We start from the raw sequence: 24,041 nt of genomic DNA on the forward strand, positions 1-24,041 counted from the left end.
AAGTTGTTTATGAGGAAGGTATATTTAACATTCTTCGGATACGATGCTGAATGTCAAAACACTTGGAGAAGATACTGGAGAGGGCTGTCTACGACGAGGCGTTCAGAAATAAGCTGAACAGCCAAATCGAATATGCTATACAGCAGATCGACCGCGGGGTAAGCGTCCCTGATTCAGTGGTATCAGAATTCGCCAGGGCCAGAATAAGGGTTAGGAAGAAGTACAGCAAATGGGACAAACTATTTTTTGACAAATATTCAGCTATGTATTCCACCCCAGAGAATATAGGGAGATACAGAGCTAGCAGAATAAACGGGCCTGTGCTTGACGTTGGATCCGGGGCTGGCATGCAGTGCATAATGTTTGGCTTGGAATACGGATGTAAAGGCATCGAAGTTGATAGATCAAGATACTTGATGTCTCTACTGAACTCCATAGCTTATAGATGTAAGTCTGAGTTTGTAAACTCAGATTTTTATAAAAATAGCATAAGAGATGCCCATATAGTTTTCTCTGATCCATTAAGAACAAAGGCTTCCAGTATCTCTGAGTTAAAACCTTCACCATTAGATATAATGGAAAAAATCCAAGCAGAAGCCTTCATCTTCGATCTACCACCAAGGATGCCAGCCAGCACTATTAATATAGATGGAGAAAGAGAATATATATCTGTTGATGGAGTATTATCGAGGTTCACAGTATACACTGGCTCGCTAAAAGAAGCGGAGTATTCGGCCCACATTATGCCTTCAGGGATACATTTAAATGGTGAGAAGCAAACTGTAAAATTTGAAGAAGGCGTTCCAGGCCGATTAATATATGTGCCTGATCCAGCAGTTGTTGCTGCCGGCCTCCTGGGTGCATACTCATCGCTTGTTATGGTATCTAACGACGGTAGAAGGCTAATTCTTTCTTCTGACGACACCGTAGAAAATTTTCCAGGCACAATCTACGAAATAATTCATTCTTGCGATGGAACATCGCTTGCATTTTCTCTCAGGAGTTTACGGCCTAGGAACGTTTATTTGCGCTTTAGCATAGATCCGGTTCAATATTATAGTATAACCAATAGCGTCACATCAGCGGACGGGTTAACAGATCTATATGTATTTAGGTATAAAGAGCTATTTCTAATTACAAAAAAAATATTCGACATCAACTCTACTGGTAATAAAGCTGTAAACTTTTTTAAGTAATATAATTTATATAAAAATAGAAGCAATTTTAAATCATGATAAACTAAGTTTTTATACTCTTTGAAGATTTAGAACGACTATCAATGATAGAGCTTTATTCAAATGCAAAGCTGCCTACTGAATTTGGGCTTTTCCGTATATATACGTTTGTCAACGACGAAAATAAGGATCACGCAGTTATTGTAAGGGGTGATCCGAGAGGAAAGGAAAATGTACCTCTCCGCATACATTCCGAATGCCTAACTGGCGATGTCCTTGGCTCACTTCGATGCGACTGCAGAGATCAGCTGATCCAGTCTCTGAGGTATCTTGGCAGACAGGAATACGGAATGCTTATATACTTAAGGCAAGAGGGTAGAGGTATCGGTCTCCTTAACAAGATAAAAGCGTACAGTCTACAGGATATGGGTGCGGATACGGTAGAAGCTAATCTTAAGCTAGGACTGCCTGTCGATAGTCGAAACTATAGTTTTGCTGCAGAAGTTCTAAGGTACTTTGAGATAAAATCTATATACATAATGACAAATAACCCAGAAAAGATAAAATCGCTCATCGAAAGTGGAATCAACGTGAAGGGAAGAATACCAATATTCAGCGATCCAACGCCATACGATAAGTTTTATTTGGAAACAAAGAAAACAAAACTCGGGCATGAGATCGAAAATATATAAAATAGTTTTAGTGCGAATTTGTTAGGTCCGTCAGCCTATTCACACCTATGCCAGCGCGGAAACAAGCCTTGTTGCTTTCGGATACCATAGCCTGCAAAAAATTGTTTACAGATATTTTTAATGTACGAAATGCATTTATTGAATACATATATCCTAAGAGAACGGCATTTGACCCCTTTCTATTCCCAGATTCAGCTGCGATAGTCTCTGCATCTATGTGATAGACCTGATAATCCTTCAGAGCCTCGAACACTTCATCGAGAGTTGCAGGCATCACCTTCGGCAATACAGGCTTAATTAAGTTCTTATTTATGATAAATTTCGTATTAGGTCCGGCATACGATAGATTTCTGACAGCTTCACTTGCCTCCAATCCGATAATATAATCCGCTTTCCCCCTCTCAATTAACGGAGCATAAACATTTCCCATCCTCACATGCACTGCCACCGATCCACCACGCTGCGAGAGGCCATGTGTCTCAGAAACAATTACCTTTACGCCAGCTAAGTCTGCTGCTGTAGCAAGCATTTTTCCCATTGTAATTATTCCTTGGCCGCCTACGCCTGCAATAAGTAAGTTTAGAGATTCCATGCTTCTATCCACCCTTTCGGCGCATTTCCTTTAACTTTTATTGCGTTAAAAGGACAAACCTCAACACAGGCTCCACACCCTATGCAGCTGTCATCTATGAACGCTTTCTTATTGGATAATGGGAGTATGGATGGGCATGTAAAGAAATCGTAGCATATCGAACATCCGGTGCATTTTTCAAGATCTACCTCAGCTTTCATGGTATAATCCCCGACTTTTTCAAGGACTTCTAACGCGCATGCTCTTTTCGCCACAATTAGGGCGGGCTTCTTATTCTCTTTAACGTATTCTGCAGCCTTCTGGACTGCGTCTGAACCCTCCTTTACATCGAATGGATCGAATGTGTCGACAAAATCAATCCCCATCGCCCTTGCCACATTTTCTATGGATATATGCGTTGATGGGCTAGGTTGCTGGCCTGTCATTGCTGTAGATCTGTTGTCTAGGACAATTATTATTTCTGGTGTTCCGTTGTAGACGGCATTGGCAACACCCTGCAGGCCGCTATGGAAAAATGTCGAATCCCCTATAATGGATACAGGTATCTGGCCTGTAGCCCTGAACACGCCATTGCTTATGCCAACGCTAGATCCCATGTTTGTAGCGCTATCTTGCTCGTTAAAGGGGGGCAGCGCACCAAGAGTGTAACATCCGATATCACCTGAAAAGAATGCCTTTTGCATGGATACTTTGCTGAGGCCTTTTTTAATATCGTAGAATGAAGATCTGTGGGGGCATCCTGGGCATAGTGCTGGGGGCCTTGTCCTCAGCGAAACATCATCTGGATAACTGCGCACATATTCCTTTCCGAAAAAGCCCATTATAGCTCCTCTTACCTTTTCCAGAGTAAGTTCGCCTATAGGCGATACGAGATCCTTTCCATGCAGTTCTTTCATAATTCCGTTTTTCACCATGAGTTGAGAGAGTTGCAGCTCGACAACGGGATCGTTTTCCTCAACTACAAGCACTTTCTTTACCCTTGTCATTGAATCTAGGATCGATTTTTCCGGAATAGGTACCGGAGTAACAAGACGAAAGATATTTGCGTTGAGGCCTTCTTCTTCAGTGATTTCCTTCACATAAGGATAGGCTATTCCACTCGCTATAATAAGGGTATTTGAACCGTTGTCTTCAAGTACATTTAGTCTTTCTATGTATTCCGATACCTGATTCCAGCGATCAATCTGCTCAACTCTGTCCCTCCTGGCATTTTCAGGAGCCATAACGTATTTCCCAGGGTTCTTTTCTATGCCCTTTTTTTCTTTCTGACCATCTCTTTCAAAGTTGACTTGAGATCTTACATGGCCTACCCTAGTAGTAGTTCGCAGAATAACAGGATGTCGAAGTTTTTCGCTGATCTCGAATGCCTTTATGGTGAGGTCATAGGCACTTTGCGGATCATACGGTTCAATCACTGGGATTAGAGCGTGAAGGCCATAGTATCTATTATCCTGTTCATTTTGGGAGGACCACATTGACGGATCATCCGCACTTACAATTACAAGGGCCCCATCCACACCAGTATATGAACTGCTGAAAAGCGGATCAGCTGCTACATTCATGCCCACATGCTTCATTGCAGCGAGAGCCTTTGAACCCATCATAGCAGCCCCATATGCGGTTTCAAGGGCTACTTTTTCATTTATGCTCCATTCAGCGTAAACAGAGTCGTTAAGCCCCTTTAATGTTTCTATAATTTCAGTGGAAGGTGTTCCAGGGTAACCTGCTGCAACTTCGACCCCTGCTTTAAGGGCTCCGAACGCAATAGCCTGGTTTCCCATAAGAACTCTATGATTACCCATTGGTAAAGTATTAACCTGCAGCTATGTAAATGTGACGTAGTTGATGCAGAGAAGTTTTGGCAAAAGTCATGTACGTGATTATTTTCATGCGAAAACTATTTTGCTGGTTCTTACGATAGATAAACTTAAATATGAGTGCGGTAATAAGATTATTATCATTATTTTATATATAAAAATGAAGGAAAAACCTAAAATACTACTAGGTTATGAGGTCAAAAACAAAGGTGAAATGCTTGAATACAGGAGATTTCATTAAGATCGAGTATGAAATGAGGGTCGGAGACGATAAAAAGCTTGTGGCTACAAGCAAGGAAGAGCTCGCTAAAGAAAATAATATATATGATGAGAAGCAGAAGTATGGTGATATAGTTGTCATCGTTGGCCAGGAGGGCCTATTCAAAGAGATAAACGAAAGCTTTAAAAATGCACAGGTAGGCCAAGAACTAGAGGTTGAGATACCACCTGAAGACGCTTTCGGACAAAGATTACCATCAAACATCAAAGTGCATACAATGCGTGAATTCCAGCGCCTAAACATAGATCCTAGAGTAGGGATGGAAGTTGAAATAAACAGAAAAATAGGCAGGATAATCTCCGTAACTCCTGGCAGGGTCTTAGTTGATTACAACCACAAGTGGGCTGGAAAGAAAGTATATTATAAGTATAAGATAAATGGTACAATAACAGATACGGCTGAAAAAGTGAAAGCCATCATTGCAAATAATTACGATCCAGAGGGCTTTAACGTATCAGTCGATGATAGCATAAGGATAGAAATTCCTGAAAATGCAAAATTTAGCGTTGCGTGGCTTGACGCAAAGTACACTATAGTCAACACCGCTAGGAAGTATATACCAGGTCTGGATATACTCATAACTGAAAAGTACGAAAAGGGAAAGGGAGAGGAGCAGAATAAGACGGAAACTACGGCTGAGCAGCCAGCTGCTGAACAAAGGGAAACGCCTGCAGAAGCGAAGGGAAGCGGGCAAGAAGAAACAAATGCAAAAAACTGATGGCCTTGCGGACAGGATCTGGGTGGTCCTTGTCCAGCCTAAATACCAGGGAAATATAGGTGCAGTGGCCAGATCGATGAAAAATTCTGGCCTATCCAAACTTATCATTGTAGGCAATAGACCTGATGATGAAGCATTCGCACGTTCCATGGGCGGGAGGCAGATACTGGAAAATGCCGAGATTGTGGATTCACTTGAAGAGATCGTTCATAGGTTTACTATCGTAGCGGGCACTTCGAGCACGGCCTCTTCGAATCTTAAGCGTTTCAGGCGATTACCGGTTGACCCAGAGACATTCTGGAAACAGATGGAGAGTCAAACAGGGAAAGTTGCTCTCGTATTCGGCAGAGAGGACGATGGTCTGAGAAACGAGGAGCTTGATCTTTGCAATTATTTTATATATATACCTGGTAATCCAGATTATCCTGTCTATAACCTTTCGCATGCTGTAGCCATAGTACTTTATGTTATGTATAGGAGCTACGTACCTTCAGATATGATACAACACGAATCAATAAAGCCAGAACACGAAGTATTGCTTATGAGTAACATTCTAGATATTATGAAGCTTAGCAGATATCCAGCGCATAAAATGCGCAATGCAGAAGTCATGCTTAGACGCATAATTGGCAGATCTATGATCACTGAGAGAGAATACTTTAAACTTATGGGCATAGTAAGAAGGATAAAAGAGGCCATTGAGGGGAATTTAGATGAAGGTAATAACGAACGTAACTGATCCTTCAAAGGTTGGCCAAGTAGTCAGAAACCTAATGAATTTGCTGCGTGAAGATCCATCCATAGAAGTAGAAGTCGTTTTTCATGTGGATGCAATAACTGTACTAAGCGCAGAGTCAGAAAATAAAGATGTATATGCCCTTTTGAAAAACGGTATAAATGTGGTTGCCTGCAGAAATTCAATGATTGCAAAAGGAATGGATTCGGATTCACTTATATTAGGTGTTACGGTAGTTAACGCTGGAATATACGAACTCGTGAAGAAAATATCAGAAGGTTGGATTTATATTAGATTATAGTTTCTATAACACACACCTTTCGTTTGAGTTTCTAATTTGAATAAGCTATTTGTCGATTAAGTCTCAATGTACCTGAAAAGTTCATGTATTAGCGTGGTATCTCCTTCTGTTTTATCTGTGTGCCGTCGTAGCTCAGCCTGGTAGAGCGCGTGCTTGGTAAGCACGAGGTCGCGGGTCCGAACCCCGTCGGCGGCTTGTTCTTCAAAGGTTGAATTTATGGATGGTAAATTATGTTGATCATATAGAGTGGTCCAAATCTCAAGAAATTTTTGGCATTGGCCAAAATTTAGAAATCTTGGGTGCCCTATCATACATGTTAATACATATTCTGAAATTGAATTGGATGTTTCTCAAACTAGCAAGGATGTAACTCCTTGTACAAATATTTATCCTGTTGTATGCATCTATCGTTAATACGGCAAAGAATGACGACAAAAAAAGCCGTAATGCTAAATCGATAAACATAACCAATAATAAAGGCTACATTCTACATCTAACATTGTGTAGTAAAAACATTTTCACAACGCATAAATATTCTTGTATACTATTTAGCTATGAAGGTTTTACTTATAAAACCCCTTAACCCTACAGGAAGCGGATACACCACAAAGTTCGGGTTCCTGCCAACACCTCTCGGTCTTGAGGATCTTGCAGGTGAAGCTAGAGTAGTAGGCATAAAAGATGTCAAGATAGTTGACATGGAGGCAGATGAGTTAACGCTAAACGAAATGGTTGCCTATATTGATAGATGGAGACCCGACGTTATAGGAATCACTCTTCACGCGACTGCAGCGCATTCATTTTCTCAGCAACTGGCAACGCAAGTTAAGTCAATATACAATCCACTGATCGTTGCCGGTGGGCATCAGGCTACTTTTGTACCAAATCAGTTACTTGACAACGGTTTTGACGTGATAGTGCTCGGCGAAGGAGACGAAACTTTTAGGGAAATTCTAAAACACTACAAGGACGGAATAGACTTCGACAACATTCCAGGCATAGTTTTCAAAAGGAATGGAAGAAAATTTAGAACGAAAAAACGAGAACTTATTGATGACCTTGATTCATTGCCAATCCCTGCTTTTGACTTAGTTGAACCAGAAAAATATACATTTAAGGTTTTTGGTGAAGGCAGCGTGGCAACGTTAGAGACCTCAAGGGGATGTCCGTATGCCTGCGATTTTTGTTCTGTTACTCCAACGTGGGGTAACAAATGGCGCAATAAATCAAACGAAAGAATAATGGAAGAGCTTAGGATAATAAAGCAATTAGGCTACAAGTGGGTCTTCTTTACAGATGATATTTTTATAGTTTATCCTAACGTAAAGCAGAGAGAAGACTTGTTTAATAGAATCATAGAAGAAGATCTTGGATTGAAATTTATAGTTCAGATGAGGGCAGATGTCACCGCCAAGAACCCAGACTTAATAAAGAAGGCCGCCCAGGCGGGTCTAACTATTGCTTTCCTTGGAATTGAATCTGGAAGTGAGGAAGTACTTAAGGCAATGCATAAGGGCATAATAACAGATTCATCTATCCGAGCAGTCAAAGTTTTAGAGGAAAATAATGTCGTTGTGCTTGGAGGCATGATGCTCGGTGCTCCATACGAGAGGATATCCGACATCAGGAAAACGATAAAATTTTCAAGGATATTGGCAAGGGCGGGAATAGATGCCATTCAATTTAGTACGTATACACCGCTGCCTGGAACCCGAATATTTCTTGATTCATTGAGAAACAAAAAAATATTCACATTAGATTGGTCAAGGTACGACATATTGACCCCTGTTGCTATAACTAAAGTGAATCCAGCGATAATCCAAGCCTTAACGGCGTATGCTTATTATACCTTCTATATCTATAAGTGGCTACACGACAGGCTCCATTCAATTAGAGCTGTAGGCTTCAAAGACCAGATAATGCTAAATGCCCAGAAGTTTATCCTCAGGATGATGCCATCCTATGTAAAGGACATACTCAGACTGCCGTCTGACGTCATAAAGACCGCATTGCTTTACAGGAACGGGTTGAAGCATATGGATTTCGATCAGACTACAGTAAACGAACTCCTTAACGATTCGAGCCAGATTGTGTACAAAGAGACTGGTACTAAGAATCCTTACTTTAAGATCAAGAACCAATGAATAGATCGAAATATTTATTAAAGTAAGACAATTGTTTTCATAATGTATGACGCAGAGATAAGTCGAAGAAATCCTGGCCTTTTCCTTTTTCTTGTCGATCAATCGAGATCCATGGTAAGGAAGATAGCTGGTGGAAGTGAATCAAAGGCCAAAGAAGCTGCAGATGCCATAAATAGACAGATCGGAGAGCTAATAATGAGGTGCACAAAGAACGATGGGGTGCGTGATTACTTTTACGTTGGGGTGATAGGTTATGGGGGAGAGAAAGGCAAGGCATCCTATCTACTTGATGATGATCTAGTACCTGTTTCGAAACTAGCCGAAAACCCCATAAGGACGGAAAAAAGGGTAATGAAGATACCAGACGGATCTGGAGGTACAGCGGACGTTGAATACGAATTCGGAGTGTGGTTCGAAGCTGTTGCGAACAGCGATACACCTATGGTTAAGGCGATGAATATGGCAAAGGAGGCTGTCGAAAAATGGGTCTCAGAGCATCCGTCTTCGTATCCGCCTATAATTATAAACGTAACTGATGGCCAATCTACCGATGGGGATCCTTATCCTGTAGCAAGAAATATAATGGAAATGGAGACAGACGACGGGAATCCTATGATATGGAACTGCCATATATCATCCGAGAACGCTGCTCCTCTCTCGTTTCCTTACTCAGAGAATCAGCTGCCAAATGATATGTATGCAAGGTCCCTTTTTAAGATGTCTAGCATACTTCCTACGAAATATATAAATTACGCTATTGAGGCTTTTCCGGATATTAGAGATGGATCTAGATCATACGTTTTTAACGCTCAACTTGAGCAGATGATTGAGTTCATCGATATTGGTACGAGGGGAGCAATAAGTTCTATGGAATGAAGATTCGCGATGCTGTATCTTTATTCCTATCATCAGCCAAAGATAGGAAACACTGAAAACGAATATGAAGACGCCTTCGCATATGACCTTAACACTGGCAGGTTTGCGATGGCAGACGGCTCTTCAGAATCTGTATTCTCAAACATATGGGCCAAAGCACTTGTTGATGAATTTGTTTCGGGAGACTACATACTTAAAATAGACACTTTAGTAGAAAAGGCAGCTAGCAAATGGCAAAGCAAACTGCCATGGAAGGAAATGAAGTGGTTCGTAAAAAATAAAATAATGATGGGGGCCCTCTCTACCTTTCTTGGTCTTGTCGTATCTGATGAAAAGTTTAGTGCAGTTGCGGTTGGTGATACATGCCTATTTGTATTTTCTTCAGGAGGCTATAGAAGCTTCCCTATTACCAAGTTAAGTGATTTTGGAAATAGCCCAAAGCTGGTTTGGACAGGCAATCCAGTTTTGAGGGCAAGGAGGCAAATCAAATGGGTGAATTTCCTTGAAGGCCAGACTGATGGCGTTGTACTTGTAATGGCAACAGATTCTCTATCCTACTGGATACTAAAGAATGCAGAAAACGATCCGTGGCTGACGCTCCTTAACAGCAAAGGCCATGAAAAAGAGTTTATTGATGATCTGATAGAGAAGAAGAAGATTAAGAACGATGATATTACGTTTACAATTATTTCGCAGAATAAAATTTAGTTGGTTCTACAGCGTTAACGTTTCCATCTTGCAGCGATTTAATGAGCAAGGAGGCTAACTTAGCAGATTTTCCTCCCATTTTTTTGATGTAATCAAAGACTTCAGATCTTTCGTAGTGAAGGAAATCATCCTTCCTAAAGAGCAAAGCATCAGGATCGTCACCATTGAATTTCCATGCTTCAGGCCGAAGTGATAGAACGTAGAGAGATGTATATATTACTAGGGCAGAAAAATTGTCCATGTCCTCGCCGTAATCGCTGGATCTCCTTGAAGGATGCTGAAAATTCTCATGCCCGTTTTCGTTGGAGGGCAGATCCTTGAGCGATGGCACATACATACCGTCGTAATCAACGAATATTACCTTTCCATTTGATATCATTATGTTGTCGCTTGAAAGGTCTCCATGAGCGATGTGGTTTTTCTTTAAAAGAATCACACTCTTTGCGAATTCGTTTGCTATCCTCCTTATTTCTTTGCCGTCATCCAAGTTCCTTTTTATGTAAGTGTAAAGAGAATCACCTTCTATCCAATCCATCTTGAGAACAGGATAATATATGGAAGGGTCTTTCATAGTTCTTACCCCCGCTTCCAAATACTCGAAGTTCACAATACAGCTCAAATTTCTGCTTTTTATGTGTTTGCCAATTTCATAATACCTCTTGTGAAGGTCAGATCCTTTAGTAAAACACTTTATGGCATAGTACTTCGATTCTTTTTCGATCTTGAAAATCAGTCCGTAATTTCCTGATGAATATATCATGTTTCCGGTCATCTTTACATTTGGATTTTTTATGACAGTTCCACCGGAAAGTTCCCGCGCAAAAGAGTAACCGGGATTCTGAAAAGCCTGGGAATACTCGAACTGATTAGGCCATTTCTTCACTTCAGTGAACGTAGATTCTGCATGCTTATGCGATACCTCTTCCGTACTTTCTATAGGTTTAGGTGTGATCAATTCTTTTCTGTCGATTATAGAAACAAAGAGATCTATCACCCAAATAACAACTACTATCGAAGCAACTAAAAGATCAAAGTGCAAATATTTAATATCAACACCAGAAAATAGAAAATACGAATCTATCTGGGTTATATGGCCCAGAAAGAAAGGTTGTAACAAAGATACTAGTAAAACTCCACCCGCTACGGTACCAGCAACAGCAACTGTTTTCTTTAGTGTAGTCAATGCATAGAAAATATACGCAGTGTATATTTAAGGCTAATCGGGCCTTATACGTTACCTTCCATTGTCATTTGTCCTTGCTGTCTAGAATCGTTTCAGCATATGCCCTGATCCTGGCTATTGCATCCTTTACTTTCTTTCTAGCCGCTTCTTGAGATACATCATAGGCTGATACCTCTATCTCCAACGATGGATTTACAACTTCAATATTTTTGGGGTGGCTTTTCACGTAAACTCCGTCCACTTCCCTCATAACCCTCTCAACGTAAGGTGCGAATGTACTCTCCATGATTCCAGTGATATTTATGGATTCATCGAAATAACATGAGTTTTCAATAGCGAGTGAATCCCGCATTGATTCCAGGAGCGCTTGCATTTCCATTGGCACACCGGGAAGTATTACAACTTTCTTCCCACCTACACTGCACAATAGGCCTGGGGCTGTACCTACAGGGTTCCTGATAGGCTTGCATACTTCAGGCATCATTGCCATCTTCTTCCTTTCAGGGGTAATCTCGATATTTTTGTACTTTTCCTCTATCATAGCAAGTGCGTCTTGGTTTAACTTGTTATCAGATCCTATGGCCTTTGCAAAGCCCTCCACAGTCATATCGTCGAAGGTAGGCCCAAGGCCGCCAGATGAGACGATTACATCGCCTCGATCCATGGCAGTCTTAAAAGCCCAGGAGATATCTTCGAGATCATCCATAACAGTCAAGCCGAGCTTAACTCTATATCCTTGATATGTCAGAAAGTTCCCAATAAACGAGGCATTTGTATTAACTGTCCTGCCTTTAAGGACTTCATTCCCAACTGTTATCACTACTGCGTCTTTCATCATCTCATCGCCTACGCTTTTTCCTCTATAGACGTAAATACCGAGGGTTTCCCCTCTAAAATATTTTTAAGGTTGTTAAGGTCTCTAGATGCAACTATAACCTTTATCTTTGACCTCATAGCTATGCTTAGCGCCGTAATATCCATGAACACGTTTGGGCCGGCACCTACAGAACTTCCTGTAGAAAGAGTAATCGCTTCACGGTAGCCTAGTGTATCAAAACGCCTTGCATCTTTGTACTTATTAGGATCTAGATCGTAAACTCCGTCGACAGAGGTTATATTAATAAGTGTATCAGTATCACTTCTTTCACATAGCAGAGCTGCAACAGTGTCTGTTGTATGCCCTGGCTCAGTTCCACCCATGACTACGAATCTATACTCTGACATCAGGTTTACGGCCTCTTCAACCGTTGATGGTATTATTGGATTTGCGCCCTTTAGCAGACTTGCCAACGAAAGGGCATTCATCCTTGTGGCGTATATTCCTATTTCATCCAGCATATTTTCGTTTATGCCAAGAGACCTTAACAATGAAATATAGGATCTTGCGGTTTTTCCTCCACCTGTTACTATACCTATCCTTTTGAACTTTGATGACGCAAGTATTTTTGCGAAGGATTGCAAATAATCGGCATCTATAGGATCTCCAGATATGACGGATCCACCCAGCGATATTACGATCGATTCATTCATTGCCTATCATCCCTCTTTTTTATGGTTATTATCATTACAAGCATTAATTTTGCCAATTGTAATTCTATATGGTCAGCTATGCTTAAAATGAGGAACATACGAGTGTGCTTGCATATCGAAACCTTTATGGATTTTGCTGTGTTTCTCCCTTTATAAAAAACATACTTATATGCAACTATTATGCGTTTACTGGGGCCGTGGGGTAGCCTGGTATCCTTCCAGCTTCGGGAGCTGGAAACTCCGGTCCAAATCCGGACGGCCCCATACTAATCATATTAAATTGGAAAAATTAAATTGGGTTATCGCTTATGGAAAGCCTTATTGATTTTCATTAAATTAAATTATCGTGGAAAAATTCTAATAAATAAGAGGTGCCCACTCAAAGTGATAGATGAGTAAAGACAACTTACTTAAAAATGATACTAGTTAACTTTAGTTTTATGAGCATACAATAGTGAAGGATAAAAAACATCAAATTAAGAAAAATTAATTTATTAAGAGGCGAAAATTAGCTATTTTTAAAAATGTGTCTAAAGTACTGCCACAAAGCTGTATTATGAAACGAAAGTATAGAAACGATAAATGGGATAAAAAATTGGCATTTAAATATATAATACGTTCTCGAGAAAATATTGAAATGATGTATTTATTCATAAATGGAGAGAATAAAATTTATAATAAAATGAGTCAAGGCTATTTAACCTAGAATATATTTTAATTGATTGGGTTTATGTGAACACTGATTATAGTCGACATTAAGAGCGTTATTGATAGTATAAAAGTTGTTCTATTGCAAAAGATAGTCCATTTATTATACAACAAGAAGAATAAAAATAAAAATTGATCATACGCTATAACCAGCAATAAGATGGTTATTATACAGAAAATAAAATAACTAAAGAAACATTAGGATAGATCAAACCGAGAAGGAACAATGAATATTGACTTGATTTATGAATCAGTGCGTTTATTGCGTTGGTAGATGTGTACTAAATCCTATGCTATAGTAATATTAAGATTGAAATTGTGTGGCTAAATTAGAGAAAGAGGTGACATGCATTCACTGCTACAAATGCATTCATTACATTTCATGCTAAACTCAGGGAAGTATACGGAATACCGTTCAGATCCCTGGAAGGAATTGCCAGGATATTCTCCAGAATCAATGGAATGAGGTCGGCATGCTACACCAGCATATTCAAGATGATCAGGAAGGTGGTTCCACAACTTCTTGGAACCACTTGAAAACCTGTGGAATGTGCCATTGATTCCACAGGTTTCAAGATCACAATCCGAGGTGACTATCTGGGAAACAAATGGAACAGAAAGAGAAAGGAATGGCATAAGTTACATGCGATTATATCCATCCGTGATGTTATTCAACATCACCGATGATCATGTTCATGACGTAATGGTCGGAAGGAAGATACCTGAATCCATAAAGGATCGTATAGCAAAGATATTCAGAGAGAGGCGTTATGATTCAAAGGCAATATTCAATGACTTTAGATCAAGGAAAGTAATACATCCCGGAAGGAATGCATCTTCACGGAGTGGATGTTCTCAAGCAAGGGCAAGTATTGTGAGACTGATAAAGAAGACATATGAGGAGGAGTGGAAGGAATCTGTCCAGTACGGAAAAAGGTGGAATGTTGTGATCTATTTTTTAGGCTTGAAGAGAACCATGGGAGAGGTGATCAAGGCTGTTAGGTCTGAATACATTGTTCAGGAGATTGCCCTGAAGGTGCAGTATTACAAGATCATGAGAGATAACCCATGCGTATTGAATTGTGCAACATACTTATTCGTAACCTATGCGGATACTAGAAATAACATCGAAAGAGTACTCTAGGTATGGAAGCATAGTGATTAGGGATAGTAAATTATCCGAGTGTCCAATTGTGTAAACGTTGACCACGATTAGGACGACTGTGATCCCAGGACATCCGAAGCTTTAGCTATGATAGTATGTCAGTAATCATACAACACTCTATAAAAGTACCATAGAAAAGTATATGTTAAATAGTAGAATAGGGAATAAGGTACCTAATTTGGAATTAATCTGCTGTATTTCAGTAGATATTCTATGATGGGTGCAGAGGTCATATCATGTACACCGGGGCACAGTCGTTGAGATATTACGCATATTTGAATATAACAATTCCAATCTGCACTGGGCCTTGGATACAAACTGACGAAGTCGCAAAATTTTGCAACTTTTGTTTTGCAAACTAATATACATACTGCAGAGGTGTATTTTATGGCAGATGATGAACAGATAAGAAGATATGAATTTAAAAGGGCCTTGGAAGAGCTTTCAAAGCTTCACGGGCGAGGTACTGAGCTTATTTCGCTTTATATACCTCCGGAGAAGCAGATATCTGATGTAGTAGCGTATCTGCGTGATGAATATTCGACATCCTCTAACATAAAATCAAAATCAACGAGAAAGAACGTATTGGCAGCGATAGAATCCATTATGTCAAGGCTCAAGTATTACCGATTTCCTCCACCAAACGGCCTAGTTTTTTTTGTGGGCCATATAGCCACAAGGGGAGACCAGACTGAGATGTATACGAAGATAATTGAGCCTCCAGAGCCAATAACCACGTTTATGTATAAATGCGATTCCGAGTTCCATACCGAGATGTTAAAGGCAATGTTGGATGAGAAGGAGATCTATGGGCTCATTGTTATAGATCGAAAAGAGGCTACGGTAGGTTTCCTTAACGGTACGAGGATCGAAGTGGTTGAAAATGTTCAGTCTCAGGTTCCGAGCAAGCACCATCAAGGTGGTCAGTCATCGCGAAGGTTTGAGAGGCTTATTGAAATTGCTGCAAACGAATTCTTCAAAAAGGTAGGTGAAATCGCAAACAATGCTTTTATACCAAGGATAAAAGAAATACGTGCTATTTTCCTTGGCGGCCCGGGAGCTACAAAAGAGTATTTCTTTGAGAAGGACTACCTGAGGAATGAGGTTAAAGATAAGATCAAGGATTTATTCGACGTTGGATATACTGATGAATCTGGTCTAAGGGAACTTGTTGAAAAAGCCTCAGAATCCATAAAAGATATGAAAATATCCAGAGAAAAGGATCTCATGGATAGATTCCTAAGAGAAGTCAAAAAACCGGACGGAGGGCTTGCAGTATACGGAGAAAAAGCTATAAGGGATGCACTTGAGCAAAAGATGGTTGATCTGCTTTTGATCTCAGAAGGCATAAGGAGAGTCAAATATACTTACAAGTGCCCTACATGCGGAGAAGAAAAGACGTTTTCTGAGGAACCCTCTGAATGGCCTGTCTGCGACAAAGATGGGACGCCTCTTGAGCTTATCGGCGAAGATGACATGATCGAAGATCTGTATAAGTTAGCAAAGGAATCTGGAGCCCAGGTGGAGATTATCTCGGATCAGAGCGATGAGGGGAAACTCTTGAAGCAGGCTTTCGGTGGCCTAGCTGCTGTACTCAGATTCATCAGAAAGGATAACGTACAAAATGTAATGTGATCAATATGATGCACGCAGAATTAGGGCCAGATATGGTTTCCAAGATTCTTGACCACATGAAGGCTGCGCATATAGGAAATACGCCTGTAGAAGAGATCGATGCGAATGGCAATATATACGCTAAGATAGAATGGGAGAATAGGTTCGGGTCGATCAAAGATAGGCCGGCATTCTTCATAATGGATTATCTTAAGTCCAAGGGTGTACTTGAAGGTAAGGCTATAGTAGAAGCCTCATCAGGAAATACTGGCCTTGCGATATCTACAATATCCTCTATGTTGGGCTTGCAGTCCTGCATTGTTTTGCCAGAAAACGCAAGTCAGGCAACAAAGAAAATTATAGTTGAAAATGGCTCTCAACTCATTCTTACGCCTCCCGATCTTGGTACTGAGGGGAGCATAGAAAAAGCAAGGTCATTAGCCTCTTCAGGCAGTTTTTATTGGATAAATCAGCATTCGAACCCACTCAACAGCGATGTACACTACTACAGTACAGCACCTGAATTGCTAGATCAGGAAGGGATGCCTGAAGCAATAGTTGCGGGAGTAGGAACGGGTGGTACGATCACAGGCATAGCAAGATACTTTAAGGAAAGAGACCCATCAGTAAAGGTGATAGGCGTTCAGCCATCGCTATATTCCCACATCCCTGGGCTAAGGGATATAAAGAAGACTTCTAACAAAGGCTTGATCGATCTTTACGGCAGCTACATCGATGATTTCCTATATGTGAAGGAATCAGATGCCATTGCAGAAGTTTTCGATCATTACGTAAATACAGGGGAGCTTATAGGGATATCTTCGGGTGCAAATCTTTACGCGTCTAAGCAGCTCTCGAGCAAATTTAAGAAGATATTCACAGTATTCCCAGATAGCGGCCGCAAGTATTTGGATATTTTAAAGCCATACGATAAAAACAACGTTTTAAATTATTGAATATAATTTGGTTGTTAATGAATATAGTTACTTTGATTTCGTGGGACTTTAAAAGAAATAATGAATCATTTCAAAGGGCAATTATTAATGGATATGATTATTGGTCACGTATATTGGACGATCATGGAGTAGAAAAATACGTTATACTCTTGACATGCAACAGAGTAGAGCTTTATTATAGGGGCGACCCGTTCGATGTTCAGGAAAAAGGTTATAACATAATTTCTGACGATATGGCAATAAATCACCTATTTCACGTTGCTGCAGGATTAGATTCAATGAGTATTGGTGAAAACGAAGTCTTGAAACAGGTAAAGCAAGCCTATGAAAAGTCTTCTTCTATGGGGAAGAGTGACAAGTTTCTATCCCTAATTTTTCAGCGTGCCATAAGTGTTGGCAAGCTTGTAAGGTCAAAAACAGGCATAGGCAAGGGGAAAGTATCTATCCCATCGATTGTATATGATATTGTCCGAAAGAATGGTGGCAATAAGATACTTCTCGTAGGAAACGGAATGCTAGCATCTGAAATTGCTCCCTATTTTTCATACCCGCAGTACAAGGTCACAGTTGCCGGTAGGAATATAGATCACGTAAGAGCTTTTGCTGAAAAGTATGAATACGAGTACGTACTTATAAACGATATAGACTCTTTGATAAAGAATAATGACGTAATAATAACAGCAACTTCTTCGAAGACACCAATAGTGGAAGAACGATCATTGATGCCTGGAAAACTCTTCATAGATCTTGGGAATCCGCCTAACATTGAACGCGGAAATAATGTAATAACCTTGGACGAAATTTATGAGATTTCAAAAAAGAACGAGATGTTACGGGAGGAGAAGATAAACCAGGCTGAAATACTTATAGAGAACGAAATGAAAGCAACGATGAACAAGATAAAGGATCTAATGATAGACGACATATTCTCTCAATTCTATAGATTTGCCTCCGTGGTTCAAACCATGGAGATACAGAAATTCAGGAAAATGCATCCAGAGGTAAACGAAAATGATCTTGAAGCTCTTGCACATTCAATAATAAACAAAATACTTAACGTACCTGTAACGACACTCAAAGCGGTTTCCAGATCTCAGGGCAACTCAGATTTCAACAGATTATTTGAATCATTCTCAAGCAATTTCAACGATATCGTGTCTGCTGCCCTTCAGAGCTACGAAGGTCTTCGAGATACCCAAAGTCTACGAGACCGAACTCGTCAGTTATTGCAAAAATCCTGAAGCTGGAGGCCTTCATGCCCTTTAGTGAAGGCGTGAAGTGTTCTTCGCTAAGCAATGACTGTGATAAGTCTGTTCCGGATGAAAAGAAGCTCATTGCCGGTGTTATTATTACGTTCTTCTTAAAATTGAAGGCAAAAGCTGGCAGTTTGTATATCCCGCCGACTCTATCCCTCAGTACAAGCGAAGGATGCTCGTGTCCAAGAATGGTTATTTTCTTTGTTGAGAGATCTTTGTCTCCGTGGTATATAAAATATCTATCGTCTTCATAGTAGTCCAGAAGTTCTTTGTTCTTCTTAGATAGTATTGTGGCAAGGTAATTGTCATGGTTTCCTCTCACAAATATGAGATCTCTATCATCATATCTATTTATGAAATATATAATATCGTCCCATTCACTTGGGAGGTTTTTTGAGAACTCCTGTTTAAAGTCTCCGTTTATTATTATTTTTTCAGGATCGTACCTCTCAACAATTTTATCCATGATATGCGTAACGTGATCTCTTTGCATCCTAGGCAGGAACAGTCCGTGAAGGTTCATCTCCTCCTCATAACCCAGATGGAGATCTGACACTACCACTGCGCTAATGTCACGAAGGTAAACACAGTAGAGATCGCTTAGAAAAACGTCTCTAAGTATCTCGATGTCCCTCATTGATACCTCCAATAAAATGCTAAATTAAACAGTGATGCCTTTCTGGTATATCAATTACTACGGTCTTCCTGGAGTAAAAAAATCGTTAATAATTATGTATCCTTCAAAAATAATGATATAGAGCATTTGGATGGATCTTCTATTTTCCAACCTGCTTAGATCCGATAAACTTTATGTATTTTATGACCTCTGGTATGTTAATTTTCATTGGGCAAACTTCTTTGCAACCCCCAGAATGAACACAGTATGAAGCAGGCCATGGATCCTTGTTTGTTATGTAGTTCCACATAACGCCTGTAGGCCCATTGTACGGCGATTTTGTGGATATCCACTCCTTGCCAAGCGTCCTATATATGGGGCACGAAAAATAGCACCTGCCGCACTTTATACAAAGCAGGGCTTCCTTCAGATCTTCATTCTTGCTCGCTTCAAGCCTTCCATTATCAATTAATACAAGGTGGAAGTCCTTCGGTCCAGTAGCTGGAGATACTCGCCTAAGTTCAATGTCGGCTGTGGAGCTCGGGCCGGAAGTCACGTTTATGTACGTTGGCGGAAATATCCCCGCGTATGCAGCCTGTACCATCACTTCGTCGAGCGCATCTCTCATTGTGGGCACTATTTTATCTATGCCAGTAACGGCGATATGCATCGGTGGCATAACAGTATCAATCCTTATGTTCCCTTCATTTTCGACTAGAGCTACGGATCCACTGTCAGCAGCAACTGCATTTGCGCCAGTTATCCCCACGTCAGCTTTAACATACTTCGACATTAGGAACTTCCTAACCGCCGCTACTATATCCTCTATTTTTGAATTCTCATTTATGCTAGGATCGATCTTTTTCACGGCCTTTGCTGCTTCTTCTCTCGTCATATCCAGTGCAGGTGCAACAATGTGTGTCGGCCATCCTCGTGATATCTGTACTAGGTATTCACCTAGATCTGTTTCCCATACTTCGTTATTTCTCTCTTGCAAGAATTCCCTAAGGCCTATTTCGTATGCTACGTTTGTCTTTGAAAAAACAACGGTTTTCTTTTCTCCTACGAGATCCCCGATTATTTTTCTTGCCTCGTCTTTATCCTTTGCTAGATAGGCATGTCCGCCAAGTTTCTCTACGCTATCCATAGTTCTTTTTACATACGTGTCTAGATTTGCGATGACCTTTAGCTTCTGCTCTCTTAGGTGATCCGCCATGTCGACTATGTAAGGATAATCCTGAAGTATCTTCTCCACTTCCATGTAGTTTCCGGCTGAAACGAGGGAAATTATTTGAGACCAATTCATGCAATCACCTCCGCTATATCCTTAACATTACAGAACTCGGATAAGTTTGCATAGCAAAGAGGACACGCTACGAGTACATCTTTATTCACGGATGTTAGTGTTTCAGCCCTTGCCTTTGCAATTTCATTGCTTAATTTATCGTTAAGCGGCCCTACTGGCCCACCACAGCAGAAACCCGCGCCCTTTCCAGTGACCGTGGGATCCTCTACTAGTTCGACACCGGCTGATCTTATCGTCGTTCTTATGCTTTCGTACATACCGAGGAAACGGGAATATAGGCAGGAATCATGAAGGACGAATTTTCCGGTACCTTTCGCTTCCTTTATCAAGTTTAAATAGGGAGTAAACGGAATATCAAAGCCGATGTATTTTTTTAGGTTTGTTAGAGTATTTGTGGTATGCGGATCTATTGTTATTATGTTTGATACTTTATGCTGCTTAAAGAGTTCAAATACCTTTTTGCCGTATTCTTTGAATTCGTCCATGAACCCAAGCTCATAGAGTAAAGATCCGCTATAAGGCTCCTCTTCGTAAAGATACCCTATATTTTCATTACTTCTCTTCACTATTCTGTATATATTCTGAAGTATTGCATTGAACCTTTTTATATCCTCTTCCTTCGGCTTTATAAGTTTTGCTCCTATTGAAGCTATTATTTTTGAAGACCCAAGGGAACCAAATGTAGGCACATACTTTTCGTATGATTTGAATACATTCGCCATTTGATACATGTAAGATGTGTAAATAATTGTCGAACCACCTCTCGGAACATTTATGGCGTAAGCCCATTGTGTTGCGATCTTTTTGTCGAGAGGAAAAGGGACGTAACTTTCCATTAGGTTCTTTACAAGGACATTTCTTATGGTAGCTTCCTGCTTCTTTACATAGTCTTCGTCCAAGATTTCACCTTTACATGTAAAGGAACTAGAACCTAATAAATTAATTTACGACCTAGTCCAGAATTTTTAAATAAATTCAGGATGGACTTGAAACGTCCAACCTGGCGTTTTTGCTTTCCTTTCCCAATGCCCAAGCAACCATTGTTAATGGGAAAACTATAAGCACCAGTAAAAGCAAAGAGTAGGAATAGTTATCGGAGAACATCGATGATACCGCAACTTCTATGGAGGCGGCAGTTGATGTTACCATAACCCCAACCATGTAGGCAACACCAGGTATGGTTGCCCTAGCTTCAGCAGGTGATCTCTCATTCATGTATACTCCTGGCATCGCCCAAGCGCCCTGTACTATGAACTGCATAACAACTGGGGCCAGGAACGCCATGTATATAAGTGAACTATGTCCGAACAATTGTGGAAAGGCCCAAAGCGGTGATATGACTATACCAACAGCCAAAAAAGCGACAGCGTTCCACTTCCTGCCGAGCCTAGTGTTCTGAGATATGATGCCTGATAAGATCCCTCCAACTATTGCCGCTGCGTTATACGCTATAGCTATAGAAGCTGCGTATGTAGGAGAAAATTTGAGCTGGTGCTCCAGGAACGTAGGATAAAGGTCCTGAGTAGAGTGGGAAACGAAGTTCATTCCAATGAGGAGTATCGAAAGATATACGAACAGTTTCCAGTTTTTCCCTATGGTAGTCAATGTCTTCTTAAAGGAGGCTCTTTCTTTGTACTCTGCGTACACGGGGCTTTCCCTTGTTGTGAGCATTATGTAGATAACTGCAATGGCTGGCAGGGCCGCAAAGAAGAACATAGGCCTCCAGCCGAATCTTGGATAAATCGCAAGATAAACTACGGCTGCGAGAAGGTAACCAGTTGGATATCCGCCCTGTATTAAGCCGGAAACCCAACCTCTAGCCTTTGCTGGGAGGGATTCCATTGCAAGGGCAAATCCAGATCCCCATTCACCTCCCATACCGAAACCGTACAATGCTCTCAGTATAAGAAATATTGTTATGGTTGGTGAAAATGCAACAAGGGTGTCAAAGAATGCAAGGAAAAGCAGGCTTATTATCATAGTTATCTTTCTCCCGTATTTATCTCCGATAGGGCCAAAGAATAGTGAGCCGATGAACCTCATCGATAGAGTTAGTGTTATACTCAACGTAACTACTATTAACGCTACATTGAAGGTTTTGGCTATCGCTAGCATAACAAACGTTATAAGGAAGAAATCAAATGCATCAAGCGACCAACCCAGATACGTAGCTATTATAGTATGCATTTACCATCTTGTCATCTTATTAGGGGTTTGATCTGAATAATTTTCCATAGCGGGCTATGATTATTCTAAATAAAAATTATTTGATTTCATCTGTTTGTCATATAAAAAATATTATGAATACATTTCTGGAAAAATTATTAGTCGGAGAGAGAATCAATAATATTCAAAAGTGCTAAGTCATTGAAGCGCGAATTTCCATAAAAATACGTGATGCCGGACTTAAAATAACGATTTCATTTTCGGATCGTAAAACCTATAACAAGAAATACAGAGTTGGGATATAATCCTTAGAAATGCTGATTTACTTGCCATATCTAATGCACTATGTATCATGGGGATTTCAATCAAATGAGAGCGGAAATGTCGTATACAGTGTCGTCCTTTGCCAGATTAGCATAACATATTGGACATGCAGTGATGATGGGCAACCCCTCAGCCTTTAATTCGGAAAAGCGCCTCTGTGAAATATTTTCTGATATCTGAGGAAATAGAAGTTCGTCTGGGCCGCCGCAGCATTTAGTTTGACCTGTGTCCGGAGAGACGTCGATAAATTTAGAGATGAACGATGTGAAATCGAAATATCTGGAAAAGTGGCATGGAGTATGCACAGCATACCTGCCTTCGAGCTTCTTTGGTTCTATGAGCTCAAGGTAGTAAACTACATCAAAATCAAACTTCACATACCTAGGATATATATATTTTAGAAGCTCGTATGTGTGTGGGTCTACCGTTATTATCCTTTCAACGCCGTGTTCCCTAAATAAATTCGAGACGTATTGTGCGTACGACACGAAGTCGTCCATAAAGCCGAGGTCATAGATGAAAGTACCTGGATAAGGCTCTTCCTCTCCAAGATACCCGAACTTTATTCCGGCTTTCTTAAGAGCGTTTACTATATTTCTCAAGTAAATGCTCATTTGATCCATCATCTTCCTATCGTACATTCTACTTAGGGCCCTTATCAACGAGGGCCTCTCCCTTATTAGCCGAGCGAACTTAGCGTCATAGCTTCCGATCATCTTCCTAACCCGGGAGAAAGATTTTAAGTAAGCCATAAGTTGGTACATGTTGCCAGTGTATAATATCGTCGAACTTTTATCAAAATCGATACCAGTAGCCCATTTAGCGCACATCTCCCTAACTGCCAGGGGATTCTTGTACAGCATAGTTATCTGGACTATCATCTTCGCAACTTCAGGGGCGTTTCCTGATTTTGCTACTATCTGCCTTCCTATTTCACTGACTTTGCCTGCATTGACGCCAGCCGGGCATACCGCTACGCAGGCGTAGCAATCTACGCAAGAGTAGAAGCTAGTCGATGGATCAATTACCGTGCCGTTTTTGTAGACGAATTTTGCAATATCTACTCTTCCCCTTGCGCCGATGCTGGCTATGAAACTGGATGCAGGGAGCGTAGGGCACACTGATTCGCAGAAACCGCAATTTACGCATTTTCCGGCTTCCTGAATGAGTAGTTCCAT

General features: G+C 40.6%; 21 protein-coding genes, 2 tRNA genes and 1 pseudogene. 14 read left to right on the plus strand and 10 right to left on the minus strand.

Annotated elements, in window-relative coordinates; all coding sequences use genetic code 11:
- Positions 1-50 precede the first annotated feature (50 nt).
- Both TVG_RS03010 and ribA read left to right on the plus strand, forming a co-directional pair.
- Positions 51-1,196, plus strand: coding sequence for a hypothetical protein (locus tag TVG_RS03010; protein ID WP_010916832.1), 1,146 nt, complete (start codon positions 51-53; stop codon positions 1,194-1,196).
- Between the two features lie 83 nt (positions 1,197-1,279).
- On the plus strand, positions 1,280-1,867 hold the full coding sequence (ribA, locus tag TVG_RS03015) for a GTP cyclohydrolase II (protein ID WP_010916833.1): 588 nt from the start codon (positions 1,280-1,282) through the stop codon (positions 1,865-1,867).
- A 7-nt stretch (positions 1,868-1,874) separates the two neighbouring features.
- Here the strand turns inward: ribA and TVG_RS03020 are convergent, their stop codons facing one another.
- Together TVG_RS03020 and TVG_RS03025 are read right to left on the minus strand one after the other, a co-directional pair.
- Entirely contained in the window at positions 1,875-2,459 is a 585-nt protein-coding gene (locus tag TVG_RS03020; RefSeq protein WP_010916834.1) for an indolepyruvate oxidoreductase subunit beta, read from the minus strand.
- Entirely contained in the window at positions 2,447-4,261 is a 1,815-nt protein-coding gene (locus TVG_RS03025) for an indolepyruvate ferredoxin oxidoreductase subunit alpha (RefSeq protein ID WP_010916835.1), read from the minus strand. The genes TVG_RS03020 and TVG_RS03025 overlap by 13 nt, the downstream gene beginning before the upstream one ends.
- A gap of 224 nt (positions 4,262-4,485) precedes the next feature.
- On the opposite strand from TVG_RS03025, the gene TVG_RS03035 reads away from it, so the two are divergent.
- The 7 genes from TVG_RS03035 (at position 4,486) to TVG_RS03070 (ending at position 10,039) form a co-directional block, all read left to right on the plus strand.
- Positions 4,486-5,274 carry an FKBP-type peptidyl-prolyl cis-trans isomerase gene (locus TVG_RS03035; RefSeq protein ID WP_156769163.1) on the plus strand — a complete coding sequence of 263 codons (789 nt, stop codon included), beginning with the start codon at positions 4,486-4,488 and terminating at the stop codon, positions 5,272-5,274.
- Positions 5,261-6,013 (plus strand): RNA methyltransferase, encoded by a 753-nt coding sequence (locus TVG_RS03040; RefSeq protein WP_010916837.1) that lies wholly within the window; start codon positions 5,261-5,263, stop codon positions 6,011-6,013. Before TVG_RS03035 ends, TVG_RS03040 begins: the two co-directional genes overlap by 14 nt.
- Positions 5,988-6,311, plus strand: a complete 324-nt coding sequence (locus TVG_RS03045) for a DsrE family protein (RefSeq protein WP_010916838.1) — start codon at positions 5,988-5,990, stop codon at positions 6,309-6,311. The genes TVG_RS03040 and TVG_RS03045 overlap by 26 nt, the downstream gene beginning before the upstream one ends.
- A 121-nt stretch (positions 6,312-6,432) precedes the next feature.
- Positions 6,433-6,506 (plus strand) — tRNA-Thr (locus TVG_RS03050).
- 359 nt (positions 6,507-6,865) lie between these two features.
- Complete coding sequence (locus TVG_RS03060) at positions 6,866-8,455, plus strand: B12-binding domain-containing radical SAM protein (protein ID WP_010916839.1); 1,590 nt, start codon at positions 6,866-6,868, stop codon at positions 8,453-8,455.
- Between the two features lie 42 nt (positions 8,456-8,497).
- Complete coding sequence (locus TVG_RS03065; RefSeq protein ID WP_010916840.1) at positions 8,498-9,331, plus strand: VWA domain-containing protein; 834 nt, start codon at positions 8,498-8,500, stop codon at positions 9,329-9,331.
- 9 nt (positions 9,332-9,340) lie between these two features.
- Positions 9,341-10,039, plus strand: a complete 699-nt coding sequence (locus tag TVG_RS03070) for a hypothetical protein (RefSeq protein ID WP_010916841.1) — start codon at positions 9,341-9,343, stop codon at positions 10,037-10,039.
- Here the strand turns inward: TVG_RS03070 and TVG_RS03075 are convergent.
- From TVG_RS03075 to pyrH, 3 genes are all read right to left on the minus strand, one after another.
- Positions 10,017-11,222, minus strand: a complete 1,206-nt coding sequence (locus TVG_RS03075) for a protein kinase domain-containing protein (RefSeq protein ID WP_010916842.1) — start codon at positions 11,220-11,222, stop codon at positions 10,017-10,019. The genes TVG_RS03070 and TVG_RS03075 overlap by 23 nt on opposite strands.
- Before the next feature lie 64 nt (positions 11,223-11,286).
- On the minus strand, positions 11,287-12,057 hold the full coding sequence (locus tag TVG_RS03080; RefSeq protein WP_048054092.1) for a nicotinamide mononucleotide deamidase-related protein: 771 nt from the start codon (positions 12,055-12,057) through the stop codon (positions 11,287-11,289).
- An 11-nt stretch (positions 12,058-12,068) separates the two neighbouring features.
- The gene (gene pyrH, locus TVG_RS03085; RefSeq protein ID WP_010916844.1) at positions 12,069-12,752 is read right to left on the minus strand and encodes a UMP kinase; all 684 of its coding nucleotides are present in this window, start codon (positions 12,750-12,752) and stop codon (positions 12,069-12,071) included.
- A gap of 191 nt (positions 12,753-12,943) precedes the next feature.
- On the opposite strand from pyrH, the gene TVG_RS03095 reads away from it, so the two are divergent.
- From TVG_RS03095 to TVG_RS03115, 5 genes and pseudogenes are all read left to right on the plus strand, one after another.
- Positions 12,944-13,016: transfer RNA gene (locus TVG_RS03095), tRNA-Pro, on the plus strand.
- Between the two features lie 789 nt (positions 13,017-13,805).
- Positions 13,806-14,539 (plus strand): annotated as a pseudogene (locus tag TVG_RS03100) (transposase); the annotation flags it as partial.
- Between the two features lie 473 nt (positions 14,540-15,012).
- Positions 15,013-16,260 (plus strand): peptide chain release factor aRF-1, encoded by a 1,248-nt coding sequence (prf1, locus tag TVG_RS03105; protein ID WP_010916846.1) that lies wholly within the window; start codon positions 15,013-15,015, stop codon positions 16,258-16,260.
- A gap of 5 nt (positions 16,261-16,265) precedes the next feature.
- Positions 16,266-17,195, plus strand: coding sequence for a cysteine synthase family protein (locus TVG_RS03110; protein ID WP_010916847.1), 930 nt, complete (start codon positions 16,266-16,268; stop codon positions 17,193-17,195).
- Between the two features lie 113 nt (positions 17,196-17,308).
- Positions 17,309-18,436 carry a glutamyl-tRNA reductase gene (locus TVG_RS03115; RefSeq protein WP_277770632.1) on the plus strand — a complete coding sequence of 376 codons (1,128 nt, stop codon included), beginning with the start codon at positions 17,309-17,311 and terminating at the stop codon, positions 18,434-18,436.
- Here TVG_RS03115 and TVG_RS03120 read toward each other — a convergent pair.
- From TVG_RS03120 to TVG_RS03140, 5 genes are all read right to left on the minus strand, one after another.
- Entirely contained in the window at positions 18,339-19,088 is a 750-nt protein-coding gene (locus tag TVG_RS03120; RefSeq protein WP_010916849.1) for a metallophosphoesterase, read from the minus strand. The genes TVG_RS03115 and TVG_RS03120 overlap by 98 nt on opposite strands.
- A gap of 139 nt (positions 19,089-19,227) precedes the next feature.
- The gene (locus tag TVG_RS03125; RefSeq protein WP_010916850.1) at positions 19,228-20,373 is read right to left on the minus strand and encodes an LUD domain-containing protein; all 1,146 of its coding nucleotides are present in this window, start codon (positions 20,371-20,373) and stop codon (positions 19,228-19,230) included.
- Entirely contained in the window at positions 20,370-21,272 is a 903-nt protein-coding gene (locus TVG_RS03130) for a (Fe-S)-binding protein (protein ID WP_010916851.1), read from the minus strand. Before TVG_RS03130 ends, TVG_RS03125 begins: the two co-directional genes overlap by 4 nt.
- A gap of 76 nt (positions 21,273-21,348) precedes the next feature.
- Complete coding sequence (locus TVG_RS03135; RefSeq protein WP_010916852.1) at positions 21,349-22,560, minus strand: MFS transporter; 1,212 nt, start codon at positions 22,558-22,560, stop codon at positions 21,349-21,351.
- Between the two features lie 344 nt (positions 22,561-22,904).
- On the minus strand, positions 22,905-24,041 hold the full coding sequence (locus TVG_RS03140) for a (Fe-S)-binding protein (RefSeq protein WP_010916853.1): 1,137 nt from the start codon (positions 24,039-24,041) through the stop codon (positions 22,905-22,907).

The sequence above is a fragment of the Thermoplasma volcanium GSS1 genome, from assembly GCF_000011185.1.
GTDB classification, from domain to species: Archaea; Thermoplasmatota; Thermoplasmata; order Thermoplasmatales; family Thermoplasmataceae; genus Thermoplasma; species Thermoplasma volcanium.